This is a genomic window from Sulfuracidifex tepidarius, from assembly GCF_008326425.1.
In the GTDB taxonomy this organism is placed as follows: domain Archaea; phylum Thermoproteota; class Thermoprotei_A; order Sulfolobales; family Sulfolobaceae; genus Sulfuracidifex; species Sulfuracidifex tepidarius.
On sequence record NZ_AP018929.1, the window covers coordinates 2,137,717 to 2,163,936 of the forward strand.

Annotated in this window: 23 protein-coding genes; 10 read left to right on the forward strand and 13 right to left on the reverse strand. The window is 48.4% G+C overall.

Annotated features, from left to right (window positions below; genetic code table 11):
• The first annotated feature begins 290 nt into the window (after positions 1–290).
• The 3 genes from IC007_RS10940 (at position 291) to IC007_RS10950 (ending at position 4,534) form a co-directional block, all read left to right on the forward strand.
• Positions 291–1,769, forward strand: a complete 1,479-nt coding sequence (locus tag IC007_RS10940) for a thiamine pyrophosphate-binding protein (protein ID WP_054846202.1) — start codon at positions 291–293, stop codon at positions 1,767–1,769.
• Between the two features lie 338 nt (positions 1,770–2,107).
• A complete protein-coding gene (gene cpsA, locus IC007_RS10945; RefSeq protein ID WP_054846201.1) occupies positions 2,108–3,304 on the forward strand; it encodes a carboxypeptidase CpsA in 1,197 nt (398 codons plus the stop codon).
• A gap of 186 nt (positions 3,305–3,490) precedes the next feature.
• Entirely contained in the window at positions 3,491–4,534 is a 1,044-nt protein-coding gene (locus IC007_RS10950; protein WP_054846200.1) for a GH12 family glycosyl hydrolase domain-containing protein, read from the forward strand.
• A gap of 53 nt (positions 4,535–4,587) precedes the next feature.
• On the opposite strand, the gene IC007_RS10955 is transcribed toward IC007_RS10950, so the two are convergent.
• Positions 4,588–5,826 carry an RNA-guided endonuclease InsQ/TnpB family protein gene (locus IC007_RS10955; RefSeq protein WP_149528762.1) on the reverse strand — a complete coding sequence of 413 codons (1,239 nt, stop codon included), beginning with the start codon at positions 5,824–5,826 and terminating at the stop codon, positions 4,588–4,590.
• 365 nt (positions 5,827–6,191) lie between these two features.
• Between IC007_RS10955 and IC007_RS10960 the strand changes: the two genes are divergently transcribed.
• On the forward strand, positions 6,192–6,530 hold the full coding sequence (locus IC007_RS10960; RefSeq protein WP_149528763.1) for a hypothetical protein: 339 nt from the start codon (positions 6,192–6,194) through the stop codon (positions 6,528–6,530).
• On the opposite strand, the gene IC007_RS10965 is transcribed toward IC007_RS10960, so the two are convergent.
• Positions 6,520–7,800: an HD domain-containing protein gene (locus tag IC007_RS10965; RefSeq protein WP_054846198.1), complete on the reverse strand. Its 1,281-nt coding sequence runs from the start codon at positions 7,798–7,800 to the stop codon at positions 6,520–6,522. The genes IC007_RS10960 and IC007_RS10965 overlap by 11 nt on opposite strands.
• A 963-nt stretch (positions 7,801–8,763) precedes the next feature.
• Between IC007_RS10965 and IC007_RS10970 the strand changes: the two genes are divergently transcribed.
• Positions 8,764–9,258 carry a hypothetical protein gene (locus tag IC007_RS10970; RefSeq protein WP_054846197.1) on the forward strand — a complete coding sequence of 165 codons (495 nt, stop codon included), beginning with the start codon at positions 8,764–8,766 and terminating at the stop codon, positions 9,256–9,258.
• Positions 9,209–9,601, forward strand: coding sequence for a winged helix-turn-helix domain-containing protein (locus IC007_RS10975; RefSeq protein ID WP_149528764.1), 393 nt, complete (start codon positions 9,209–9,211; stop codon positions 9,599–9,601). The genes IC007_RS10970 and IC007_RS10975 overlap by 50 nt, the downstream gene beginning before the upstream one ends.
• A gap of 89 nt (positions 9,602–9,690) precedes the next feature.
• On the opposite strand, the gene tsaA is transcribed toward IC007_RS10975, so the two are convergent.
• The gene (tsaA, locus tag IC007_RS10980) at positions 9,691–10,095 is read right to left on the reverse strand and encodes a tRNA (N6-threonylcarbamoyladenosine(37)-N6)-methyltransferase TrmO (RefSeq protein WP_054846195.1); all 405 of its coding nucleotides are present in this window, start codon (positions 10,093–10,095) and stop codon (positions 9,691–9,693) included.
• A gap of 173 nt (positions 10,096–10,268) precedes the next feature.
• Here tsaA and IC007_RS10985 point away from each other — a divergent pair, with 173 nt between their 5' ends.
• On the forward strand, positions 10,269–11,429 hold the full coding sequence (locus IC007_RS10985; RefSeq protein WP_054846194.1) for a PIN domain-containing protein: 1,161 nt from the start codon (positions 10,269–10,271) through the stop codon (positions 11,427–11,429).
• Between the two features lie 189 nt (positions 11,430–11,618).
• Here IC007_RS10985 and IC007_RS13910 read toward each other — a convergent pair whose 3' ends face one another.
• Genes IC007_RS13910 through IC007_RS13925 form a run of 5 tightly spaced genes read right to left on the reverse strand, consistent with a single transcriptional unit; the run spans position 11,619 to position 13,603 of the window.
• A complete protein-coding gene (locus IC007_RS13910) occupies positions 11,619–11,825 on the reverse strand; it encodes a hypothetical protein (protein ID WP_232048913.1) in 207 nt (68 codons plus the stop codon).
• A complete protein-coding gene (locus IC007_RS13915; RefSeq protein WP_232048914.1) occupies positions 11,822–11,992 on the reverse strand; it encodes a hypothetical protein in 171 nt (56 codons plus the stop codon). Before IC007_RS13915 ends, IC007_RS13910 begins: the two co-directional genes overlap by 4 nt.
• Positions 11,993–12,032: 40 nt before the next feature.
• Entirely contained in the window at positions 12,033–12,716 is a 684-nt protein-coding gene (locus IC007_RS13920) for a hypothetical protein (protein WP_232048915.1), read from the reverse strand.
• 11 nt (positions 12,717–12,727) lie between these two features.
• Positions 12,728–13,324, reverse strand: a complete 597-nt coding sequence (locus tag IC007_RS10995) for a DNA-methyltransferase (RefSeq protein ID WP_232048916.1) — start codon at positions 13,322–13,324, stop codon at positions 12,728–12,730.
• A gap of 39 nt (positions 13,325–13,363) precedes the next feature.
• A complete protein-coding gene (locus IC007_RS13925; protein WP_232048917.1) occupies positions 13,364–13,603 on the reverse strand; it encodes a class I SAM-dependent methyltransferase in 240 nt (79 codons plus the stop codon).
• A gap of 731 nt (positions 13,604–14,334) precedes the next feature.
• Here IC007_RS13925 and IC007_RS11000 point away from each other — a divergent pair.
• Complete coding sequence (locus tag IC007_RS11000) at positions 14,335–14,901, forward strand: ferredoxin reductase domain-containing protein (RefSeq protein WP_149528765.1); 567 nt, start codon at positions 14,335–14,337, stop codon at positions 14,899–14,901.
• Positions 14,898–15,827 carry an alcohol dehydrogenase catalytic domain-containing protein gene (locus IC007_RS11005; protein ID WP_149528766.1) on the forward strand — a complete coding sequence of 310 codons (930 nt, stop codon included), beginning with the start codon at positions 14,898–14,900 and terminating at the stop codon, positions 15,825–15,827. Before IC007_RS11000 ends, IC007_RS11005 begins: the two co-directional genes overlap by 4 nt.
• Positions 15,828–16,329: 502 nt before the next feature.
• Here IC007_RS11005 and IC007_RS11010 read toward each other — a convergent pair.
• The 4 genes from IC007_RS11010 to IC007_RS11025 form a co-directional block, all read right to left on the reverse strand.
• On the reverse strand, positions 16,330–17,127 hold the full coding sequence (locus IC007_RS11010; protein ID WP_149528767.1) for an MFS transporter: 798 nt from the start codon (positions 17,125–17,127) through the stop codon (positions 16,330–16,332).
• Positions 17,128–18,422: 1,295 nt separating this feature from the next.
• A complete protein-coding gene (speB, locus tag IC007_RS11015; protein WP_149528768.1) occupies positions 18,423–19,331 on the reverse strand; it encodes an agmatinase in 909 nt (302 codons plus the stop codon).
• 469 nt (positions 19,332–19,800) lie between these two features.
• Positions 19,801–20,829: a saccharopine dehydrogenase family protein gene (locus IC007_RS11020; RefSeq protein ID WP_162302138.1), complete on the reverse strand. Its 1,029-nt coding sequence runs from the start codon at positions 20,827–20,829 to the stop codon at positions 19,801–19,803.
• A gap of 5 nt (positions 20,830–20,834) precedes the next feature.
• Positions 20,835–22,451 (reverse strand): APC family permease, encoded by a 1,617-nt coding sequence (locus IC007_RS11025; protein ID WP_232049058.1) that lies wholly within the window; start codon positions 22,449–22,451, stop codon positions 20,835–20,837.
• Positions 22,452–23,181: 730 nt separating this feature from the next.
• On the opposite strand from IC007_RS11025, the gene IC007_RS11030 reads away from it, so the two are divergent.
• On the forward strand, positions 23,182–24,492 hold the full coding sequence (locus IC007_RS11030) for an aspartate aminotransferase family protein (protein WP_162302181.1): 1,311 nt from the start codon (positions 23,182–23,184) through the stop codon (positions 24,490–24,492).
• A 523-nt stretch (positions 24,493–25,015) separates the two neighbouring features.
• Here IC007_RS11030 and IC007_RS11035 read toward each other — a convergent pair.
• Complete coding sequence (locus IC007_RS11035) at positions 25,016–25,600, reverse strand: hypothetical protein (RefSeq protein WP_054846185.1); 585 nt, start codon at positions 25,598–25,600, stop codon at positions 25,016–25,018.
• Positions 25,601–26,220: the final 620 nt, after the last annotated feature.

Sequence of the window (26,220 nt, forward strand, 5' to 3'; positions counted from 1 at the left end):
AGTTTACTTAAGGAAATGTAAAAAATATTTATTTATAAATGCTTTTGCATCAGCAAGGAATGGGTTCACGATCGATAGTTCAGTTCGCTATGTATCAATCTTATTCATGAAATACAGTTTGTGATAGGGATCTGAATAGCCAAGATGGGTCTCTCATTTTGACATGAAAAATGCGAAACCTTCTCTTTCACCCTTGATGGACTCAATTTATCTTTCTAGTTTCCTTTATTTTATAGGATCTTAGTTGAAGCAACCAATTTATTTTTTATACCTTCATTGAAGTGTTACTTATGCTCGGGGAAAAAGTTTACAAATTCTTGAGCCTCCTTTCTGACAGGATATATGGAAACCCAGGTACTACCGAACTATCTTTTTTAAGGGAGAAACCGGACGAGTTCAAGTACTTCCTAGCCCTTCAGGACGGCATTGCGGTGGGGATGGCTGAGGGTTACTATCTGAAGGAAGACAGGTTAGGCATAGTGAACCTTCATGCTTCCCCCGGGTTGTCTAATGCAATGGGGTTCATTAACACCGCGAGGGCGGACAGGGTTCCCTTACTCATCATAACTGGACAACAGACCTCAGATTACCTGATCGATGAGCCAAGACTCTACGGAGATTTGACCTCCATGGCTAGGCCTTTCGTGAAGGCGTCGTTTGAGGCCAGGCGGGAAGAAGAGGTCCTAAGATACCTAGAGAGGGCTTCGAAGATCTCCCTGACTCCACCTTACGGGCCAACCATGGTTTCTATCCCTGAAGACCTACAGAGGAAGGAATACGAGGCAGAGCCGAAGTTCTCTCATGTCGTAGACGTCTGTTGTGGGGAAGAGGTCGTTAAACAAGTCATGAAAAGGTTCAACTCATGTAAGAAGGTCGCAGTCGTAGCAGGTTACGAGATAGATGTGACTAATGCTCACGACGAGCTGAACGAGTTCGTGACACGCGCTAACGTCCCCGTTTTCGCCGAACCTTTCGCGTCCAGATCACCATTCGACGGGAATCAGTCCTTCTTCATGGGAGACTTACCTAGGAGAAGCAGTGAGATAAACAAGGTGTTAGGAGACTTCTCCCTGATCTTGATCGTAGGAGGGAGCGTGAACAACGTCCTCTTCCCCGACGATTCGTCACTCAGAGACAAGGAGGTAATACAAGTGACCATGGACTGGGAGGAGGCTAGCAAGAGACCTTGGGAAACTGTCGTGTGTAACCCGAAACACTTCTTGAAGATGGCTAAGGGAATGGTATCCACACACGAGATTGTTCCTAGAAGGGTGGAAACCAAGCAGACACCTGCAGACAAGATATTCCTTGAGCTGAGTAAGTACTCGGAGAAGTACGCTATCTTCGACGAGGTCCCTTCTTATAGGGAGTCACTGAGGAAAGCGTTAAGCTACAGGAGGAGGTCCTTCTTCGCTAATAGGGCCGGTTTCATAGGGTGGGCAATCCCAGCCTCATTCGGATATGCATCAGCGGGAGGTAAGTCCCTTGCCGTAGTCGGAGACGGGAGTTTCAACTACAGTTTCCAAGCCTTGTGGAGCGCGCAGAAGTACGGGGGCGTGATGAAAGTCCTCGTGGTGAACAACCAAGGTTATAACTCGTTAAGGGGGTGGTCTAACATGAACTCTGACGTTCTCTCCCCCGAGACTTCCCCTTGGAAGTTGGCTTCCAGCTACGGTTTCGAATCCAAAGAGTTCGACGATTACAGGAGAGGGATAGAGTGGCTCATGTCAGACGAGGCACAGAAGATGGTGGAGATAAGAGTTCAGTAAACTATCTTGCCCTTACGGGGTCTCTCGTGTTAAATGATGAATAAGTCGACAAGATATCAAACGGTCTAAAAATCGTCCCGAGAGGACGAAAACGAGATACTGAAGTACACCATGTGAACGTAAGAGAAATACCTCCATCAGGATCCGCCATTGTGTATACTTCTTCATTTGAGTATGCGAGTTTTCCCTTTTTAGACTTTCCCTTGTGATCCCCTCTCTAACGTTTTCGAGTTAGGTTCTATTCCTTTCCTCAAGCCTCTTGTGAAAAACAGTGAAATCAAATAGTTATACAGTGAAATCAAATAGTTATAAAGAGTAAAGGCTCTCTATACTTACCTATGAATGATTTAGTGAAAAAGGCAGAGAAGTTTCAGAAGGAAATCATCAGGATAAGGAGGGAAATCCACGAGAACCCTGAGCTTTCCTACAAGGAAGAGAAGACGTCTTCGCTCGTGATCGAGACATTACGTTCCCTTGGGGTAGAGGTCCAGACCAACGTAGGTTTACCTACTGCAGTAGTCGGTAGGTTAAAGGGTAAAGGAAAGGGAAGCACGGTAGCCCTCAGGGCAGACATGGACGCGCTTCCGGTGAAAGAGGAGACAGACCTGCCATTCAAGTCCAAGGTGGACGGCGTGATGCACGCCTGCGGTCACGACACTCATGTGTCAATGCTTCTGGGAGCTGCAATGATACTTTCAGAGGAGGAATTCCCAGGAGAGGTCAGGCTCCTTTTCCAGCCCGCAGAGGAGGACGGGGGTAAGGGAGGCGCCAAGCCCATGATAGAGGCTGGCGCTATGAAGGGAGTAGACTACGTCTTCGGGATACACATCTCCTCTTCCTACCCTTCCGGGGTCTTCGCGACTAGGAAGGGAGCTTTCATGGCAGTCCCTGACTCCTTCACCATCAGAGTACATGGCAGGGGAGGACACGGTTCAGCTCCCCATGAGACTGTTGACCCGATCCATACTTCAGTCCAAATAGCTAACGCGTTATACAGCGTGAACCGTTTGGTGAACCCGACTAAACCTTTCGTGCTCTCCATAACCAACATCCACTCCGGGACGACGGACAACGTGATCCCTGACGAAGCCTTTATGCAGGGCACAATCAGGAGCTTAGACGAAGACGTTAGGACGAGGGCCTTACAGTACGTTAAAGACGTGGTGTCATCAACGTGCTCAGTGTACGGTGCCGAGTGCGAAGTTAAGTTCATGGAAGACCCTTACCCTATCACGTTCAATGACCCTGATGTCACTGAGGAAGTAATGAACACCTTGAGGGAGATATCTACAGTAGTTGAGACCAACCCGATCCTGGGAGCTGAGGACTTCTCAAGGTACCTGCAGGTTGCCCCGGGGACGTTCTTCTTCCTCGGAACTAGAAACGAGAAGAAGGGTTGCGTATATCCTAACCACAGTTCCCAGTTCTGCGTTGATGAGGACGTACTGAAGCTCGGGGCTGCAGCATACGCTTCCCTTGCTCTCAAGTTCACGAAGGAGGAGAGGAAAAAAGTGAATGATCAAGGAAAACGCTAGAAGTTTTCCCCTCTCTTTCCTTACCTCTTTCCCTCCTCCCTTTTTTACCTCCCTTCCCTCTCTCACTTCTTTCTCTGTCTACTATTTTATTCCTTTTTCACTTTCTTACATTTCTTTTCCTACTCTATAGATTAAGAAAGATTATTAGAAAAACAGTTTAATACCTTGTATTACATCACTTTTAACATGAAGGCTAAATCTACTGCAGTTATTGTTCTGCTACTTGTGGTAGCGGGAGGCGTAGTGTCTTTCTTTACAATATATCACCCGGACTCCTCTTCAATACCTTCCTCAAGTTCATCCTCTAGTACCTCAAGAGAAGCGTCCTCAACGAGAGGCGAAGCGATAACTTCTTCCAGCCCTACCCCTTCTGACTCAGTCTCAGAGATACTGCTCTATAACTCCGGCGGTACGTTCACGGTCCTGGGTCACCACCAGAGCGACAGTGCTTACTCCATGGCCGAGGCATACACCCCTGACGCGTCCCTCATGGTATCTCCTTTCGTGTGGAACATGAAGGTAGCTGACGGATACGTCAACATGACCTACGACGGGCCGACCCTCAATGTGGACATAAACATGACCCACTTCCAAAAGATCACTCCTTCCATAGGTGTGAACGGCTACCCCGGGGTCATGTACGGGCAGGAGTGTTGGTTCCCCTTCGCAGGCCGTACAGTGGAGTCTCCCCTCCTTGAGTTGCCTGCACCGGTGGAGAGCTTACCTTACACCGATTCATGTCTCTCCTATTCTCTCTGGTTAGACAAGGGGTCAATTGACGACTTCTCCTACGACATATGGATGAGCCAGGACCCTAACACGACTTACTTGAAGTTCCCCGACGTAGAGATCATGATATGGCTGTACCACCAGGAGGAAATAACCTCCAAGTACTTCGTAAATGAGGGCACCTTCACAGTGCCCGGCGTGGTTAACGGGACGCCTGAGAACATGACTTTCTCAGTGTACGTCCTACCCCACACGGGTAGCGGAGACGGTTGGATAGGAGTCTACTACGTAAGCCAACAGGAAATGGAGGGTAAGGTCACAGTACCTCTGACCACCATGGTTCAGGGGAGCTTCCCCTTCATGGAAAAGATATTCAAGAACATGAATGAGAGCACATATTACTTGGACGCTGTGCAGGTAGGAATGGAGTTCAACAACGACTCTGCTGGTACAGCACTGATGGGTTACTCCTTGTACAACTGGACTATACAAGTCGGATGAGGCGTCATGAAATCTTATCCTCCCTGTGACTAGGGAGAGGAAAGTAAGTGAACTCACCCCGCCCTTACGGACGGGGCTTCCTGCTTCCTAGCTCCACCTTGCCAGTACCGAAGTACCGGTAGAGGGCGGAACTCCACAGGCCCTAAGGGTCGCACCGACCCCGATCTACGTAAGATGTTCAGGGAGGCGTTGTAATCACGGTCTGTGATCCATCCGCATCGCGGACAGGAGAACACTCGGTCAAGGAGGGTTAGGTCTTCCTTCACGTAACCGCATTTGGCGCAGGTTTTGGACGTGTACGCCGGATCCACAAGGGCAATGGATTTACCGTGCTTCTCCATCTGGTACTTCAAGATCATCTTGAGCTCGTGGAAGGCGACGTCGTGGAGCCTCATCCTCATCCTTCGGAGGGAGTTGCCCACGAGCTTCTTGACTTGTATGTCCTCCATAACGAGGACGTCGTAGTTCCTTGCAAAGTGTTTACCTAACCTCATGTAGAGGTCTTTCCTCAGGTTCTTGAGGTGCTCGTATGCCTTGGCTAACTTGATCTTTGCTTTGAACCAGTTCTTGGAGAGGAACTGCTTCCTGGACAGGATTCGGTGTAGGTGCCTCACCTTCCATAACGCCTTCTCGTAAGGCTTCAGGTTGGGGAAGTACTCCCCATCGGAAGTCATGATGAGGGTCTTGATGCCCACATCAAGTGCAGTTACCTTGTTGACCTGAGGTAGCTTGGGGAACTCGTAATCGACCACGAAGGAGATGTAGATCCTCCCCGAAGGTATCAACTTCACGATCACTCTCTTTACCTTATCAAGGGGGAAGTCCCTATGCACCAGAACCTTGAAGACGCCCAGGTGGGAGAGGCTCAGCTTCATCAACTTCTTGGGGTGGCCCTCCCTCGCCTCTCTGCTATTCTTCCTGATTATCTTCGCGCTCAGCACTTTCCACCCGCTCTGCGGGTACACAAGCGAGTACCATCTGTGGGGCTTCCTCTCCTTGGGGAAACGCGCCAATCCCTTGAAGAACCTCTCCCTAGCCTCGTAGAAGCGATCTGCAACGTTCTGCGCCACCTGAGAGTGCATTTGTTTATACTCCCCGTCCTGCTTCCTCAGGTCTAGGGCTAGTTGTCTCAACTGGGTTTGATTCAGACCTTTTCCATCTCTTGCATAGAAATAGGAGTCTGCCCAACGCAGGGTGTTGTACAGCTCACACGCCATCCTTAACTGGGCCTTTAACGCCCTCAACGTTTGCGAATTTGTGTAGGCTCGAAACCTGAATCCTACGTCAGGCATTAGGAGAATTTTGAAGAGCCGATATTTAACCTTATACAAAGGGGGCTATCCATCCCTCCCTGACGGAAGGGGTCTTCCGCCCCCTTTGAACCCCCATTAAGATAAAATAACGTGAGAGGTCATGCGAATCTTCAAGAGATCAGGGATGGAGTTAGCGGAGAAAGGTAAATAGGACTTCTTAAGTCCAAGAAAACTCAACTCTCTTAACTATATTCTATAATTGAAAACAGCGTCTTATTCGTTTATTAGACTTTTCTCCTTTCGTCCTAGGAGAGCTCAATACTCTTCCACTTTCGGCATACTGTCCCTCTATTGTAACTTATGCTCTAGTCCTCTAATAGATTAATACCAACAAATCTATATACATGATTGCTCTGGGTAGATGGAGAGCTTCCTCCTATATAAACTGCCTGAAAGACCACTTCGCAGATCAGAAGGCAGTCAGTTCTATGGCTTTCTTGATCGCTTCCTCCAAGAACGACGAGATAGACGTATTCGCCCTTGACACTGACAGCGTCATATACGTAGACAGACTAGAAGACGTTAAAGGGGAGTGTATCTCCTATGTAAGCTTGTTTTCCTCGTACGATATCAACTTGATAAAGAAGACGAGCGTTAAGCTATGGAACTACTACGGTAATAAGGAGATAAGTTTCGACGAAAAAGAGAAGAGACTCCTGTCGGACCTAGGGATCAAGATTTAAACCTTAAGACGACATCAAATTCCTCTTTAAAATACTCTGAGATTTCATGGGCAGACTCATCGTCATATGTCCCTATATATACCTTATCCCTCTCCGGTGGTATGACTACGGACTCCTCATCCGACAAGCTCCTCGGAGCTTCTTTTTTCCCAAAACTCCTTTTTATTAAGATATTCCCAGTCTCCGTCTTTATTTCAACGTAGTCTAGAACTACTTTACCCTTGAACTCTAACAGCCTCTGATAGAGTTCCTTTTCGTGTCCCTTCTGAGCGATGGCTTTCATGAAATACCTAGCTTGACTTCCCTCTAATGAGGCTCTCTTATACCTTCTCCTGCAGACGAGAGCATGGTAAAAGTGAGAGAAGTCCTTGTCACCCCTCATTCCTCTAAGAACGTGAGTTACACTGTCATCAGTGAAGTTTAGGAAGTCCTTCAAGTCCGAGGGCAAAGTCAACCAGGATTTAGAGAGCGCGAAAGCAATAAAGTAAGCCATGACTGTGTTGTATATCTCGATCACAGGGTGGTTATAGACAGAGCTATACATGTGAAATCTAGCGAGAAAGAAGTGTTCTAAGTCGTCTATGGCCTTGGAAGGGAACATGTATCCCGTGATTGAATCGGCATTCACTGTCACATCCATGGTGTTAATTAGCCTCTCAGGATCTATGAGCCCGAACTTCGCCCCTGAGTAGTACGAGTCCCTCTGTAGGTAGTCTAGTCTATCAGCGTCAAGGTCTGAGTTAACGATCAGCTTTCCAACCTTAGTCAAGTCGTCCTTGGGCTCGCTTTTGCTGTAAACTTTAGACATAAAGTCGGATAGTTCCTTTTCTCCTAGCTCCCTGAGTATTCTCATCCCCATGACTTCATGCAGTTTAGTCTGTAACTTCTCCCTTTGCCCCACTAAACTGACAAGAGTGTGGTAGACTCCTGGGTTTAGATATTCGAGTACTTTGGCTGCGTACTCAAAGGTATGAGAGAAAGGGAAGTGTCCTATATCGTGGTATAACGCTAACCTCTTCACTCTCTCCTTTTCATCGTTCCCCAGGCTCAAACCATGGACTTTGTCAAGCATCATGGACGCAACGTGATAAGTCCCCAAGGAATGTTCAAATCTGCTGTGTCTCATGGAGGGAAACACCATGTACGCCATACCATTCTGAACTACATACCTCAGCCTCTGAAAGAAGGGATTATCAATTAAGTCTTTATCTATCCTTACAATACCGTGTATGGGGTCCCTGATGTATTTAACAGTCTTCACGTCACTCATTTCCTGTCTTTCATAGAGAGACTGGAATAATTCTTAATTAATGTTTCTGTAGTGAAATCTTTATAGGTTTCGGGATAGTATGAGTTACTGAAATGGAATTGTCGTGTAATATGGACTTCTCTCTAGAACCTTCTCCTATAGTAAAGGAGAGTTAGCTGGATCATTATTCTTGTGTTTCTCTATAAGAGGTGATAATAAGCAAGACGGAATACTAACTAGGATAAGCAAAAGAAATACCTTCACCTCCTCTCAATCTCTTTGTCTTGATCTTCTCTGTGGTTCCCTTAGGGTCATAGTTCACCTTCTTTACTCTATTGAGATTTTCTTTTCTCAAGTGAGTAACGCTTGTTTCTAACTTGTGTTTGCATGAAATAAAAATATTTAATGTCTCTTTTTATCATCTTATCTTTATCGCGTTAACTCAAAATGTCTTTGGACTAACGTCAATTTTAATTCGAGAGAAATGATATATTTAGAAAGCTAAGTTACATTGGGAGAAATGTTGGAAGGTTTAAAAGTGGTATCTAGATTATCATGTTTATAATATACACTCCTCACGGACGGATAGGGGGAAAGAACTTCTTATGGAGGAGGTTCTTGAAGTGACGCCCATCTGATCGTAGTTTGCGAAGGAGAAGGACATGAAAGATCAAGTGATAATTTAATTCGCCAAGCTAAAGAAAGGAGGTATGTAGTCTCTGCTCTCGTACTAATTATCGAATAACGTCAAGGTACTCAAGGATTTCTCCATGGCGAAGAAGCACTCCTTCAGATGCTTGAAGGCGAGCTTAGACTACGTGCACTTTGAAATGTCTTTCAGGGGTGGGAGTTCTCGGCTTAGTGGACAAGGTTTGAACGTTTCGGAACACGTCTTGCGGGCAGAACAGTCACAACGCGTTCACAGTATAGTATAGTAAAGTAAAACTTAATAGTTGTAAAGTAGACAGAAAAAATAGATGAAAGGTGGAGTTAAAACACGAGATAAAGTCAAATTTCAAAATAAATGAAAACACCGAGTTCTCGGAGGTGGTTAACTACAAGGACGGGAAGCTGATGAGCGTCCTGGATTCCCTGACCTTCAACCTAGACAACTCCAGGATAGGGATATCTGTCTCGAGGGACGAAAACGGTAATCTAAAGATTGCGATACTCAACGTTGTAAAGGACGTCAAGACAGGAAACGAGGTCGCAGAGAGGCAAGTGACCTCTTTCATCATCGACCCTCAAGGGAGGAAAGTCACTTACACCGAGGCGTCCTTTAACAAGCCCAAGGGTGTGTCTCCTCACAAGAGTGTCGAGGAAAAGTTGAAAAACGTAGACGAAATAATTAAAAAATCGATAAATGAAAGAGAGAATTACGTGAAAACTCTTTTCAACGAAGCTAAAATCAACACCAAGGTGTTTAACATTGACACCGGCTCAGAGGAGAATACTCGAACTGACGAAAAGGAAGCCTAGGACGTTCTCCGAGTTGAGGAGAGACACCGGGTTGACCGATGCGGGGCTTTACAAAGCGTTACAGTCCTTAGAGAAGGGTGGGTACATCCAAAAGAAAGACTTGGGGTACACGATAACCACGAAGGGACTCAACGCGATAGAAAGAGAGAAAGTGTTTAGACAAGGGAGTATCACAGTGTTTTACGAGGGTGTCTCGGAGGAGAAAGTAAAAGAGATATGTAAAGCGCTGAGCGACGAAGAAGGTAAATTCTACATCCACGCCTTCAGAGAGGACAATCCCTCCGAGATAGACGAAATCTTGGGTCTGTCAATCCTCGTCCCTGAGCTGTTAGATAATAAATGACAACACTTCAATCTCCTTTTCCCCCTTTCTTCATTATAAAGAGTTTTAACATTTAGAGTATGTTTTTCCTGACCCCTCTACTAGCCTCTTCATTTCCCTCCGTTGTGCCATTCCGGCACCTTGGGGTTTACCGCGTCCCATGTGTCGTACGGCTTCACGTCCAGTACGGGAGTACCGTCGAACGCGTTAACTCCCCTCACATATAACGTGTTCTTTTCCCTCTTTACTAGGCTCACTACAGAGACCCCAAGAGGATTCGGTCTGTTCTGGGACCTGGTCGAGAAGACCCCTATCACTTTCTCGCCTCTCCTCCTGGTGATCTCGTACCCCCGAGAGAGGTGGAGGTGGTAGATCAGGATGAGGTGGGAGAACTCCTCTATCCCCTCCAGACCTTGGGAGAACTCGGGCTTCAACTCCACCCTGACCAAGGAGTCCCTTGACGAGGAACCGTCGTCCCTCTTGATGAAACCCACGTAATCGAAGCAACAGTCCATGGTATTTTCTATTTGTGGAGTCAATAAAATATTTTGCTGAGAGATAAGGGAAAAAGAACAAATCCTAGAAGAGACCAGAGGGGAATTCGTCCTCCCCTCTCTTCCTCTCTTCCTAATTCCTCTCTACCCTTCACAACGTATGTATTTTTTACTTCTCCGTCCCTTTTATCCCCATGATTCTCGGAACTCTCGGGTCTGACAAGATGGTCACCACGGTGAACGCTATTCTCTCGGAAGTGTTCACGGAGGTCTTTCCCTCGGAAGTGAGGATATATACCGAGGACGATCCCTCCTTCGACTACAGCAAGATCAAGGACTTCCTGAGGGTGCTTAACGTGGACGCTGACGTTAAAGTGGTTCGGGTCGGGAAGGGGATCTCGAGGTGGAAGGACGTAATAAGCAAGGAGAGCCTAGACGTGGCTGACGTGACCCCTGGTAGGAAGTACATGGCACTGGCCCTCCATAACTACTCCAACTCAGGTCAGGTGAGGTACGTCTACCTGGAGAACGAAAGGAAGGGGTACCGCCCTTTCGGTTATACCCCCTTTCATGAGATAAAGGTGGTCGACCTCAGGCAGGGGACAGAGGTGAAGATGAAGGCTATCAAGACTAGGGGAAGTCCCTCCGAGGTGAACCTGAACTACACAGGCCTCAGGATGACCCTGAACATGTTGTCGCTCCTGGGGGAGGTCAAGCTGGACTACACCTCAGACGAGAAGGCGGAGGAGTTCTGTAAGAGCTGGTCTGGGGAAGTCAAGTTCAAGGAGGAGAGCGAGATGGCCAAGGCTAGGGGGAGGTTGATAGCCGACACTAACGTGTACATGTCCATGGGCCCTAGGCTCCTTTACTTCGGGGACAAGGTCCTCCCCTCCTCCTCTACTTACGCCGAGCTCCTCAGCAGGACAGACTCCACACAGAAGATGAGCCCGGAGCTGACAAGGTTCCACCTAGGGATGTACGCATTCAGGCTGGTACACGACAAGGTGCCCGACCCGTCCAAGAAGTTCGGCGACGTCCCCCTCATAAACGAGGCGAAGTACCTGAAGTCGGAAATGAGCGAGGAGGTCACTCTGGTCACGGGAGACAGCGGGGTCATGAGGTCGGCCAGATCCAAGGGTTTAAACGTGATATACCTCCACGACAGAGAGAAAGGGAAGGTAGACTTTACCTCCAAGGCCCTGTGTTTGTCGGCATTCACTAAGGTGGACGTGAACGTGAACGGGGATACCTTCCTGAACGTGAGGGACTGGCAGTTCGAGACGTCAAAGGTGAGGAGCCTAAAGCAGGACTACAACTACGCCTACCTTTCCTACCTTCTGACAAAAAAGGAATGACTATCTTAGGAGATTAATTCAAATATTATGAAATTATTCGCTTAGACCACACGGAATTTTCTTTTACTTTAAGATGTAATTTACAATCTAATGTTATCTAACGTATTTAACACATATACCGTAATCCTTATTTTTTCTTATCTCTGGGCAACAAAGGTAGACTCGTGAGAAGAATGTCTCTTCATGAAGTTAACAAATGAAGTCTATGTACTTCACTCCCTTGTTCTCGTCCCTTTTCACCACTTTTTCCTGGTAGATTACCTCGAAGTTGTTGACCCCTGCCTCGTGAAGTATCTCCTCTAAGGTAGAGTAGTCTTTTTCGCGGAAGTTCCCTCCCCCGGTCAACTTAAGAATAGGTCTTATCTTTCTGATCTCGACCTTAGAGTCTCCCTTCAAGTAGGACAAGTTCTTAATATAGAGAAAACTATCATCTTCATAAGCCCGTCCTTAACGTTGTCTTCGGATGGGAGAGGCTTCTTTGCAGCGTTCTTTGCCTCCACTAGGCAAGCCGCGTCTTGGTTTACGTATGCTTCATCGAGGGTGAAGTGATACAGACCCCCCAAATAATTTTGGATGTCTATGATGGCTTTCTCTCCACTTACTCTATCTGGGTTGCACAGTCCTCAATTCCCTGTTCTGAGCCATCATGGACATCTCCCTGGAGCTTCTCTTGAACTCCTCGGCATTCTTGCTTATGTCCGAGATCCTTTTCATAGCAAGACCCAAATCGTGCATCTCCATGTTTAGTTCTTTTGAAATCCTGGTGTATGACTCTATAGCTTTCCTTCCTACCTTCTCTATGTTAGAAGCCGAAAGCTGTTCAAGGTTCCAATGGTACGCGTCAGACTGATACGAGGAAAGTTCCTTGAATTTAGTTTCCAAGTAAGCGTAGTTGAACTCCTGGGAGGTCACCTTATCCTTTTCCCTGGGGCTCACGTCAGCTTTATCGTAGTATCCCACTATTACGTAGACTTGAAGCAAGGTCATGAATGAAACGGTATCCCACTGGAGAAAATCTCTATCTCCTCCCTTCCCTTCGTCCTTCAGTATTGGTATTATCGTGACCCTCTTCTGGGACTGCAACGTATTGTATACCCTAGCGTAAGGATACGACCTAGTCCTTTTGGGAGAGACCCACCAGCTCACCGCGAAGTTCTGCCCCTCACATGAGTATATGAACGAGGTCCTCCCCCTGATCCCTTCCTCAAGGTAGTCGAAACTGTCCAGCTTGGGCAACTTGAAGGTAGGCTGATAGTGTATCCCCTCCACAACGCCTTCAAACTTCAAATTAACCCGCCTTACTTGTTCTCAAGTCTCTCCTTTATTTTAGTCCGCATCCCCGAGGAGAGACGTTTAGCGTCTTCTCTTTCTAGGAACTCTACCTTCTCCTCCCCGAAGAGTGTGTTCACGGGTATCCTCTCCCTTATGACCTCTTTAAGTTCCAAGTCAATTTCATATCCTATAGCGTCCCTCCCCATCTCCTTGGCGACCTTCAAAGTAGTCCCAGTGCCAGTGAAAGGGTTAAGGACTATGTCTCCAACGTAAGAGTACAACGTGATGACCCTACGGGCTAGCTCCTCGGGGAATGGAGCGGTGAACTTGGACAGCTTATTATTCGGTAGCACGTTAGTTATCTCCCACACGTTGGAGTACCACTTCTCCCTTTGGAACCTCGAAATGTCTATCTTGCTCTCCTCCTTGTTCCTTGGTTTGAAGTTCCCATCTTTCTTGAACACCACTATCTCTTCGTAGATGTTGTCTGGATAGAAATAGAGGGGGTAAGGGTGCTGGATCAGGACTCCTCTCCTCCTACTTATGCGTATGTAACCCTCTGGCTTCTTCCAGATTATCCTCTCCTGGTACTTGAACCCGATGTCCTGCATTATCTTTATCAAGTCAGCAACTATGGGTACAGGACACCGTCTATCCTCACATCAGCAGTGACGAAGACTACGGCTCTCCCCCTTCTCAAGCGACTTGTATACCTCCCTACCAACGTCCCTTAAGAGGTCTAGGTAGGCTGAGTAACTCGGGAACAGGTCAGGGAAGCCGAACGGGGCGTTATAGTAAGGAGGTGATGTTAGGACTAGGCTGATGCTCTCGTCCGTAAGCTCCCTCATGTTCCTTGAATCGCCGAAGATTACTTTAATCATGAAGAGATCTTGCCAAGTCAAGATAAAAACTTTCCTAGCCTCCTGCTCTGAAGTGGTAGCTCGTTCCTCACTACCCTCTTACAGACTACGTTGGGGATTGCTAAAATATCAAGTCAAGAAAATAGCAACCTCCTTTTATATTCGCACGTTTAGAGACGATCAAGAAGAACGCCTATTACCTGAGTATATAGAACGTCATGAAAACCATTATGATAAGAGACGACGTCTACATAACGAAAGTCAAACCCTGGATTTCCTATTAGGACTTGAGACCGTAAACGTGACAAGAGAGGACTCTTCTAGCCTCTAGGATTTACAAAGCAATGAAGGAGAAAGGCAAGCTAATAGACCTTTTGATATAATAATAGCGTCACAAGCCATAAATAGAGATCAAAAATCAGTTACTAAAGATACTGACTTTTTAAGGATGAAGGAAATAGGATTTAAAAAAAAGCTAAAACTCCCGAATGTCTGACGAAGGCCTTACTATATTTCTCTGTCACCAAGTCAGTAAAAGCAACTACGTATTTCCTGGGAATGAAAGTGCTAGAGCGTTAATGTGTCTATGATGTGGTCTTCCTATCGGTCTTCCCACTAAGCTAAAGGGAGACCCCGAGAGCCTTGGCTTCTCTCTAAGAGTGAGCTAGGCAAATACACCATCCTTTCACGCCGTAATCTCGATAGTTACCCCGTCTAGGTCCTCCGTCTTGATGGACAGTGAACTATTTTTCTGACCGAGGCACCATTATCATATGAAAGCGAAAATAGTCAAGGTTGAGAGAAAAGGAGGGAAATACCTAGTTGTACACCTAGATAAGACACTGGACTTCAAGCCAGGCAACACTATAGACGTGGTCGTGGGAAACGATAGGAGGACTTTTTCCATCGCGAGCAAGAGGGGAGAGCCACTCCTTTTCGCTACCATAGACTCGTCCCCTTTCAAGAAACATCTCGAGGAGGGGAAAGAGGTGGAGGTCGAAGGGCCCTTCGAGGACGAGTTCGTGATAAAGGAGGCAAAAGACCACGTGTTCGTGGCCAAGGGGATAGGGATAACTCCCGTGAGGCCCATGGTGTTCGACTTGATCTCAAGGGGGATGACCCCTTCCCTCTTTTACGAGACTGACCACGTCATTTTCGACGACATGAACGACATGATGATCAAGAGGATGCCAACGACAGAGGACGTGAAGTCACACGGGGACGCTTTCTTCTACGTGAGTGGGACTCCGTCAGACACTAAGGAGATCACCTCCGTCCTGGTTAAGGCAGGAGTGAAGCCAGGTAGGTTCGTGGTGGAGCCCTTCAGCGGGTACGAGTGAGGGGGACTGACATACCGTGTCTCGTGGTGATGATCGCGAAAGCACTAGTCTTCCACAACGAGCTCTCCATGAAGGACGTCAAACTTGAAGGGGACTACAGAGTACTCTACGTGGGGATATGCGGGACAGACATAGCGATCCTGAAGGGGAGTTATAAGCCCAGGAAGCTACCCCTCGTGCTAGGGCACGAGTTCTCCCTGGAAGTAGACGGAAAGGTATACACGTCCGAGATCAACGTGGTTGACTGGACTTGCGACTACTGTAGGAGAGGGGAATATACCCACTGCGAGAACAGGAAGGCGATAGGGATAGACCTAGACGGGGCCATGAGGGAGAACATCTCCGTACCAAGGTACCTCCTCCACCGCGGGAATACACCGCTTGCGTCATCCCTCGCGGAACCGACAGCTGCAGTGCTTAGGATGGTGGAACTTCTCCGTCCCTCCCCCGAGGACAGAGCGCTGGTGATAGGTGACGGTCCCGTTGGTATCATATCTGCCCTCGTGCTCTCGAGGGAAGGGCTAGACGTGACGCTCAAGGGTAAACACAGGGAAAGGATGATGGTAGCATCCTCCATGGGGGTCAAGGTAGCTGAGCCTCAGGGGAAATACGAGGTTGTGGTCGAGGCCACGGGAGGGAACGCGCTCAACGAGGCTGTCCAACACGTGAAACCGATGGGGAAGGTAGCCGTGAAGTCTACCCACGGCCTAAACGTTCCTCTTGACCAGACTAAGGTCGCTGTGGAGGAGATCTCCGTGATAGGGAGCAGATGCGGGCCTTTCTACCTCTGGGACAAGGCAGTGAGGTACACGAAAGAGCTGGGCCTAGAGGACATGGTGAAGATGTACAGCTTTCGCGACTACGCACAAGCTTTCAGGGACGTCATGGAGAGGAGAGTCGTGAAGGCAGTCCTCGATCTCTCGTAACTTGATATCACTTTTTTACATTAATTCAGCCTTTAGCAATTGAGTAGATAAAAATTATTGTAATTATATATGCGTGAAGACTTCAATTCCTTTCCGTGTGGAACATCAAGAGAACAGTTATTCCTAATGATTTTTTATAGACTTTTCTATTGCTTTCTCTCTTTCCTCAAATAATAAATAAAAACCAAGATATTGCTTTAAATTCTATCAAAAATTGCTTTGAGACTCGCCTAGAGACGAAATTCAAGAAGGGACTAGGAACTCGTCTTAAAGTCCTCTCAGGGGTAATACCTAGGGACATAGAGCCGACAGGGGCAGGGCGGTGACTACGTCCTATGGAACGTCGTGGACCTTAGCGTCCCCTTACGGGAGGAAACTCCCTGAGCCTTTCTTCGCGTCGTATAGCACAAGAGGTTATCTGATGTAACTTTACAGGTGGTCTCGGATGAGATGGCTGTATGAGGCACTCTCCTTTTGAGACTGAAAAGGGCAGGGGCCCTTACTAGACAGAGTACGCCTCGGACCCCTTCCTCTTGTCGCGTTCCTCTTTCCTGTCGTGGATCGAGAGGTAGAGGAACGATATCCCTATCCTCATCACGGCAGCTAGGAAGAGGAGTGACCTGACAGCGACAGCGAGGGGCAGGAACGCGGAAAGGGCCACGAAAGACAATGACCCCAGGAGAGATCCCGCGATAGACCCTACCCCTTCACCCACGCTCAGGAAAGATATAGCCTTCCTCACGTTCTTAGTGTTGTCGTACACGAAGGAAGTGTAAGCTATCGCGTTCACAGGCCCGGTTACTCCCATCATGACGTAGGCTACGTATATCTCGTAAACGTTGTCTGCAAGGGAATAGGCGAGCGGGAAAGTCGCCAGGGCCACCCTTCCCACGAACATCACGACACGTCTGTTCCTGTCCATCCACTCACCTATCCTCCTCTGCAGGACTAACCCGGACACACCCCCGATCAGGGTTATGAAGGCGAGGTTGACCTCGTCCATGTGGTACACGTGCACTTCAGCCAGGGGGAAGAGTGGCCACGCGAAGGACCAAACCACGTAGAATAGGGTGTTGACCCCTATCATCCTCAACACGTCCTCCCCTACCTCCTGGGAGGGAGGCACGACGACTTCCTCTTCCCTGATTGCAAGTGATATCCAAGAGGAGAAGAGGTAGATTGCCCCCGTCGCCAGGAAGAACCACCTCATCAGAGAGTACTGGTCCCCGACGAGGAACCCCACCCCAACTGTGGCCACGAGGCTACCTACCCTGGCGTACTGTGCGTACTGAGACAGCACCCTCCCCCTCGCCCCCCTGCTTATCTCCTCCATGATGAGGGAGTAACCGAACGTGGAAGACCCGGAGCCCACGGCAGCGAGGACGTACACTAACGTGGAGGTCCCACCGAAGGGGAGGAAGGATAGGATGACCCACGCCAGGCCGCTGAGCAAGTAACCGTACACGATTAGGCTCTTAGCCCTCACTCTCAGGAAAGTGAATGTCCCCTGCACGAGGCTCGGGAAGGTGGTGAAGGAGGAGGAGACTACCCCCAGGAGGAGTCCGCTGATACCTCCGACCACACTAAGGAAAGAGAAGTAGGGCTGGGATATACTCGACGCTAGAGAGCTGAGGAGCGTTATCGTCCGCAATGGTTTTGCCATAGAGTGTACCAAGGGGAGAAGCTTAAAGGTTTAACTAACTGAAAAACACAGTCTTAGATGAGGTCCTCGGCAAGACAAGAGGTCTCTGAAATAGGAGACATTCCCTTAAATGATCCCATTTAAAAGTACGAAAGTTTAAGCAATAAGAATGAGGTAGTTGGGGAAAAATCTCCTTTATCGTGAAAAGAAACCTTTATTCCCTCCATAACGTGAAGGTTATGAGGTTAACGGCCCAAAGCACAGAAAAAAGGAGGAAAAGGGAAAAATAAAGAGAAAGATATCATGTACCCCTCCCCTTGGTCTACGCTTGAGAGAGGAGTGACCGCTTGACGTAGATGTGGTCCGACCACGGGTACACGTGGTATAAAACACAACGACATCGAACTAGAAGGCTTTCAACGAGAGGAGTTGGAAAAACCGAAATGAGGTTCTTGAGGTCTGAGACGGGGAGCCAGCGGGCCAGAACACGGGTAACAGTTTACGGGGTTCCCTGCTGCCTAAACGTTTTCATCTTCCAGTGTTAAGAAATTTCATCCATTTTAAGATAAGGGGGTCTTTATTACGTACAACTAATTAATCCCCTTAATCGATCTCTGTCCTATCTCTCTCTATTAAATTATTTTTAACCTCACGTAACTCTCTAGGTTTTCAGATAAAAGCTACTCCAGACTCTGGGTGTCATGATAGGGTTCTGGGTAACTCTCTAGGTTTTCAGATAAAAGCTACACGATCCTTTCTTGGTGAAGAATGACACACACCAGTTGCCTAAAGGAGAGTCCTGAGAATAGAGAGTAAAGAGGGAAAAAAGGAAGTATATAAGAGAGAGATGAGATAGGTCCTTACGATATCAGGTAAATGACATAAAGGGGAAGAGCCGATAAGACGGTGACCTTGATACACGGGAGAGTTGTAGTCTACCTCACTTCTCTCGCCTACCTCTTCGCCTTCACGCTCATGGCTTCGTAGATCAGGTTAGCAGCAAGCATTGAGGTTATCTCAGACACGTCGTACGAGGGGGCTACCTCAACCACATCGAACCCGACCATGTTAACCTTGAACCCTCTCACCATCTCCACCACCTCGAAGCTCGTCAGCCCACCCACCTCGGGAGTCCCGGTCGCGGGGGCGAAAGCGGGGTCAACTGAGTCTATGTCGAAGGAGACGTAAGTCTTTCCTTCCAGGGAGTTGATCTCCTTCATAACTCCCTCGGGGTCCCTCTTCACATCCCTGATGGTAAAGCTCTTCACTCCCAGCTTGTCCCTGTCTTGGAGGTCATCCTTGGAGAAAGTTGAACCTCTTATCCCTACCTGTACCACCTTACCCAGCAAGTTCTCCTCTAGCGCCCTCCTGAGCCAGGAACCGTGAGTGTACTTTTTTCCCCAGTACGTGTCCCAGAAGTCGTAGTGCGAGTCGAAGTGTACCAAGTTCACCTTGCCGTGTACCTTATTCATCGCCCTCAATACTGGTAGAGTAATTGAATGATCACCTCCCGCTATGAAAGGGGTAGATCCTCCCTTGATGAGTTCCACCATACCCTCCTCTATCACCTTCATGGTGTCCATGAGATACCCGGGGATCACGTTGATGTCTCCCACGTCGCAGGCATTGAGCTCGTCGAAGGTGTACACGTCAAGGAACTGGTTGTAAGGCCTCAGGAGCCTTGACCCCTGCCTTATCCCCATCGGGCCGAAACGCGCTCCGGGCCGGTAAGTCGTCGCGTCGTCGAAGGGTATCCCCACGAAGAAGGCCTTCACGTCATGGAGGTCCTGGAGGAGGGGGAGCCTACCGAAAGTGGAGACTTGTGTGAACCTCGGTGATTTGAGAGCGTCTATTTGTCTCATGTCTTGAAGGTAGAAGGTAAACTTAAAAATCTTTGTTCCTTTCACGGTCTCCGCTACTGTTTCGCGTCTTGAGGTTAGTTGTGAGCACTGAACTCTATGGTTGATAGAATGAAAGTTTCACTCTAGTCCTGATGAGAACTGAGGTAGTCCCGACGTAAAGAGAAGGAAGGAGAGAGCGGGAAGTGACTCTCTCGAGAGTGCTAGTTTTTCCTCAATGACCTTTTCTTGTAGCTAGGAGAAGGAGATTAGGGAAGGATATCTTGAATTACCCTAATTATCAGCGCTTACTGAACTATGTTTTAAGTAAACGTTTGCTTTGGAATGAAATGAGGGTACATGCGTACATATATATAATATGTATATCAGCTTAATATCTAGAGGGAAAAAACAAGAATTCCACAAAGAGGTAAAGGAAGGAAAGAAGGAAAAAGGGAACAACATGATGGAGAAAGAGAATTACTTCCCTTCTTCATAACGTCCTGAAGCTCACCTCTATCCCCTCCCTCCTCAAGGAGTCCAGGAAGGGATCGGGGCTGATCACCTTCTCAGGGGGGAGAACTCCCTCGCCTTTCAAGCCCATCTCAAGCGCTATGACGGGAGATATACCGGTCACGAACTGGGTGCCGTCGAACTCACCCCTGGGGAAGGAGACGAACTCCGATATCACCTTTCTGTTCTCGTACACAAAGGATATCTTAGCTGCCTCGACCTCGTCGGGGGTGACTCCCCTGTAACCTATCAAGCCGTTCCTCCTCAAGGCGTCCTTCAAAACTCCCCTGTCCTTTCCGAAGAGCTTCCCCAACAGTAGGACGCACTCGAAACCCGTGCCGCCCTCCATCCAGTCTACCTTGGTCACGCCGGGGAAGGTGTAAGGGAATGTCGCGAGCTCGCTGTGTATGGTCAGGTAAGTCTTTATCTTACCGATGGAGAAGTTTACCTCCTCTGATACGGAGAAAGGTGGTAGGAACTTCATCTCGCCGTCCCAGATGGGTGCGTCCATGGTCGCCTCGTCCAGTTGCGTATCCACGCTCCAGTTGAAGTTTTCCAAGCTGGACTTCCAACCGTCCCTTAGGTGTATCTCGAGGGGGACCCCGTACATCTCCTTAACCTTACTCGCCATAACGTTGGTGACCCCGGGCTCAGCTCCCATGCCTATCAACGCTAGGAGCCCCTCCCTCTCGAAGTCCTTGTCCATCTCCAGCTGTTTCCTCGTCATCCAGAAGAGCCCTCCTAGGTCCACGTAGTTGACCCCCGCCTTCAGGGACGCCTTCATAGCGTCCAAGTTGAAGTAGTATTGTGCTGAGTTGACCACGAAGTCGAACCCCTTCAACCTCTCAGCGGTCTCGCTCACTTCCTTCAGGTCTACCTTCACGAAGTCACCAACGTTGAATTCGGGCTTCACCAAGTCCATCACTGTCACCGTGTGGCCTCTCTTCACAAGCTCTGTCGATATCACCCTCCCTATGAGGCCTGCTCCTCCCAGTACTGCGATCTTCATGTCCATCACTCCGGAGGTATTTCCTTGAATATCAGTTGGGGCTCTATACCCTTCTTCTTAGTGGAGACGTAGCTCCCGACGTAAATCAGTACTCCCAACCCGTATATAGCAGCGAGGGACGCTATGGTAGGGAAGTTGATGGGGAGTAGAACTGGGTTACCCCAAGTTATAGCCAGCGCGTAGACCAGGAACCCGAAGGTGAGGAAACCTAACCACGTCACCGCGGGGATGCCGAGGAACTTCCTCCTCACCGACGCAGGGACGGTTCCCTCATAGAGGGACTTCCTGAGGAAGGGCATGAGAGCTATGGAGAAAGCGAACACAGCGTAGCTGACCTCGAATATGACTGTCACGTCAACTATAGAGATGAAGGGGACGAAGGCGTACATCAGGACACCCGCCACTCCGAGGAGGGCGACCAGAGCTGTGGACTTCACCGGCACGTGGAGCTTCGAGTTCACGTCAGCGAACCACTCCGGAAATATCCTATCGAAGGACCAAGCGAACATGTACCTGGTCAGGGATATGACGAGGGGAGGGTTACTGTAGAAGTTAGGCAACCAGAAGGCTATGAACATGACCAAGTACATCGCAACGTTGCCTGTGGTGATGAGGACGAAGAACGGAGTGAAAGTGGAGATTGAGGACAGAGAGCTGTACACAGGGTCACTCACCCCGTTGCAGGAAATGTAACCCCAGGAGGTGAGGAACTTCTCCCCGAACGCGTCTATGTTCAGCTGTGTGAAGAGCACGTAGTAAGCGCCTATGAGGAGTATGGCGAGTATGACGGAGTATAACACGTTCTTCTTGACGCTCTTCATCTCACCCGACCAGGAAGCGGGGAGGTTGTACCATGTATAGAAGTACCATATGACGGGGATCCCAAGGAAAGCGGAGAGAACAGGGTTAGGTACGAAGGAGAGGCCGTTCCCCTCGGCGTTAGCGATGACCTCATGATAGGCGTTGTGTATCCCCGTAAAGGAGGAAAGGGAGGAGGCGAACTGCGTTGGGTGGATTGTGGTGAGGAGCGCGAACATCGCCACTGTAGTGACGAGGCTTATGACCCCGCTCAACAAGACGAACTTCCACAGGGCTTTCGTGTAGAAGCTGATCAATGCACCTATCACCACTATCGCGACCCCCGTGACGACGCTCCCTACAGTGCTGGAGAAGAAATCCCCCAACGACAGGAGGGAAGAGCTCCCGTAGTACATCCCCAGCCCTGAGAAGAGGTACGCGAACCACCTAGCTCCAAGGTAGCTGTACAGCCCCAGCGAGAGGGCGAAGGCTATGAAGAGGCCGAAGTAGTTTATGAACCCTACAGCGGGATGGAGGGCCCTGCTGTTGAACACGTAGTCCCCGCCTGACCTGGGCATAGACACGCCTGCAACGTAGAAGAGGAACGCCATGCTCAGCGTGGGTACAAGAGTGATGACGTAAGACAAGGGCCAGTTTATCCCGGGGGCGAGCCATAACCACGATATGATGAGTATCGGAACGCCTCCCGTGACCAAGGCGAATGTAGCCATCATAGACGACCACGGGCTCACTTCCCTTACCAGACCTGAGGACTCCCTCAGGAAGACCTTTGTTTTCTTATCGACTTCTCCCATGTGAATCATTTTCACTCCTCCAACAAGGTATAAATATTTTAAAGTGATTAAGGTAAAAACTTTTCAAACTTTACATGGAAAGCCGTCTCTTTAATGAAAGCTTTTAGAAACTTAATAGGACGAATTAGAAGGGAACTTCCAGAGAAAGTCCTCCTCCTCAATCAGGCGTGGGGGCGCGTAAGGTCCCCAGGTCCTAAAACCGTAATAATTCATACTTCCTCAGACCTTAAAGGGAGGTCGGTATATGTCGGTCCATGAATTATGAGCTCTAAAGGATATCACGTAATTTCGTCTTGTCATTTACATTCTAAGCGAGTATAAGGTGGAGATGAAAAGCTAAGTACTGGCGAGTCCCCCCGTGGTAGGTCAGCGTCGTCAATTAAACTCTTAGTCCTCAACCGACGTGAACCCTACCCACGTAAGTCCATTATTATTTTCCAATGCCTTAAATAATTTTCATCGATTTTCTTTACCTTCTCTTGCGTTTTATTCTCTTTTCACTCTCTTTTCATTCCCTCCCTTACCTACCTCTCGGTTCTCTTGAAATGTAGTTAAAATCATTCCGTCTCTTTTTAATTATTATTCACAACAAAAGGAATATAAGAGGGGTAATTGTTTATTATATCAGGTGTTCAAATTGGTATGTCGAAAGTCCCAAAACCTCTTTTTTAAGTCATCCTATTTTATGAAAACCAAACTCGTACATCTTCTCGTTTTAAAGGATTAGGTGGTGATGGACTTGAAGAGCTATTCTGAAGCGACAGTTGGTTCCTTGAATCTCTTCAACGAGAACAAGAAGGTAATGCCTTACGGGGTGAGCAGTAACTACAGGTTCTTCGAACCGTACCCGCTGTATATAAAGAAAGGTAAAGGGTCGAGAGTGTGGGACGTGGACGGGAACGAGTACGTGGACTACAACTTGGGCTTCGGAGTAATGGAGGTGGGATACGGGAACGAGAGGATAGTGAGGGAAGTGTCTAAAGTGATAGAAGAGGGAACAATACTCGGCTTCGAGTACTACAGGACGGGGGAGTTAGCGAGGGAGATATCGAGGAGGTACGGGGCTGAGATGGTCAGGTTCTCCTCCACGGGGACGGAGGCTACCATGCACTCGATAAGGATTGCGAGGGCTTTCACGGGGAGGAAGAAGGTAGTCAAGTTCGAGGGCCATTACCACGGGAGCCACGACCAGTTACTCGTCAACGTTAACCCGCCTAACCCCAAGGGGAAGACCATGTCTTCCTTAGGCATACCCGAGGAGACAGTCGTGAACACTATAGTGGTAGACTGGAACGATATAGACGAGGTGGAGAAGGTAATGAAAGAGGACGTCGCGGCGGTTATAATGGAACCCGTGGCTATGAACATGGGCCTGATCCCGACCAAGGAGGATTTCTTGAGGGAGGTAGTGAAGATGTCAAAGGAAGTGGGCGCTGTAGTCATCTTCGACGAGACCAAGACGGGAGGGAAGGCCTACTCAGGCGCCTCGGGAGAGTTCGGGATAAAGCCAGACCTGATGATACTTGGAAAGTCAATAACGGGAGGTTTCCCGCTCTCTGTAATAGGGGGGAAGAGGGAGGTCATGGAGGTGATAGGACCGGGTAAGACAGCACACGGGGGGACGTATAACGCCAACCCTGTGTCAGTCGTGTCCTCCTTGGTTACACTGAAGGAAATACTGACTGAGGACGCGTTCTACCACATGCGGAGGCTGAACAGGATGCTGGTCAAGGGATATGAGGAGATAGGAGAGGACGTAGGTATTGACGTGTCGATATCCTCTTGGGGGACCAGCGGGACAGTGTTCTTCTCGGACGAAGTCCCAGAGAACTACAAGGAGTTCATAGCCACGGACGTGAGGAGGTGGTTTTCCTACTTCTTCGCTTGTCTTGAAGAGGGGGTGATACCGATGGGAGGTTTTAACGAACAGTGGACCTTGTCAGTAAGCCACTCGGAGGAGGACGTGAAGAGACATCTGGAGGCAGCTGAGGCGGGACTGAAGAAGGCAAAGGAAGGGGGAATGAACTTCTCCACGGACGAGTCGTTCTGACTCTTGCGACCTTTCTATACCCGGTAAACGGCCTAGAAGGTGATGAAAATGAAAACTCGGCGTGGTGCAGTGGTGAGGTAGTCCACCAAGGCTGTCGAGAGGAAGACACGGTACTCTGATTTCAATGGGCCTCGTTATTGGTGGACAAGAGTGTAGATAGAGAAGGAAATGACATAATAGAGAGGACTCTATCGCATAGAGGACTTATTCCTTTTATAATAGTAGCACATATGTCACAAAATGACTCTTGGTAAATTCAGAACGATTATAGCGCCTTTGTGGACGTGTTGTGTTAACGCCTCGTTAGACTACAGCCCCTTCCCTGGGCTTGTAGTCGTGTAATTCCGATCCTTTTTTAACTCAAGAACTGCCAGGCCATGACCAGAGCAAACTTTCCCCGATCTTTCTAAAAAGGCCTAATTTCATGTACGTGAATAAAAACGTCTTTCATGTCCTTCAGTATGTCTATAGAGTAATAATACTATCCATTATAACCTTCTACACGTAGCAAAAAAGATCAAAATTAAGGCTGAGGCCTACCTTCTATGTCGACGACGTAGTTCCCCTTCCTACCCCTTACGAAAAACACTTGGCCGTTGACAGTGTTCACCTCGATCTGGTAACCATTCTGCATCAAGACGTTAACCAGTTGCATGTGTTCAGGGCTTCCTCCCTGAGGGAATTGAGGGACAGGATGATACATTGGTTGCGTAGGTTGTGGAGACTGAGGCTGCGTTAACTGCGGCATAGACGATTGATATCCCTGTGCAGTAGGATATGGGGGCATAGGGCGTGGGAATTGCTGTGGGGCCTGCGGTGGCTGCATTGAAGGTTGTGAGGGCGCGGGGCCTCCGGGCTGGTTGAACAACGGTTCAGCTATGTTCATCAGCTCCCACTCCAGCCTTCCGTGAGTTATCAACCTCACCGCGCCCCAGTCGTTGAACACTTCCACTTCTCCGTGTTCCTCTCCTCTCCTAACTAAGACCTTGAAACCGTTGTCCCTAGGTTCGTCCCTGACCACTTCGAACCCGTTGCTCTGCAACTCCCCTGTTAACCTGTCGTGTATCGCGTTCACGTCCGTGTTGTCCATCTGAAAGGTTTTTTCCATCTTGGGTCACTATCCATTGTGCTCAATTACTATTAAACCTTCCTGTAGCTATATAAAAAATATATATATATTCTAATAGAGTTAATTAAATGATCGGTGGAGGAAAAAGGGGCTATATCCAGACAATGACAAAAGGACAGGGTTAATGATAATGCTTAAGTCACATGTAGTCCTAAAAAAGGGTTGAAGCCAAACGGGAGTGCCCTCATGGAGTCACCTTATTCGAGGACATGTAGTAAAAATATTGGTATAGGGTAGAAATCTCTTCTTTTAGGGATGTGGTGGCCCTCGACTAGATTTGGGGCTGGAGGACCAAGGGAGTCCAGAGAAGAGCCATGTGCAGGTAGCGAGATCCTTTTGAGTGATAAGGTGGACCTCTTACTCAATCTACCAAGTCCTAGACAACCACGTATAGCAGTTTACGAGGATTCCTGCTGTCTAAATGTTTTCATCTAGTACCGCCTAGAAATAAAATTTATCTATTTTATGGTGAGAAGGTCTTCCAACCTATAGCTAATTATTTGATCTCTATCCTGTCGTTATTAAATTATTTTTAAGGTCACGTAAACCTGCAAGGGTTTTCCGATAAGAACTACACGTGATAGGAAAGAGACGCACCT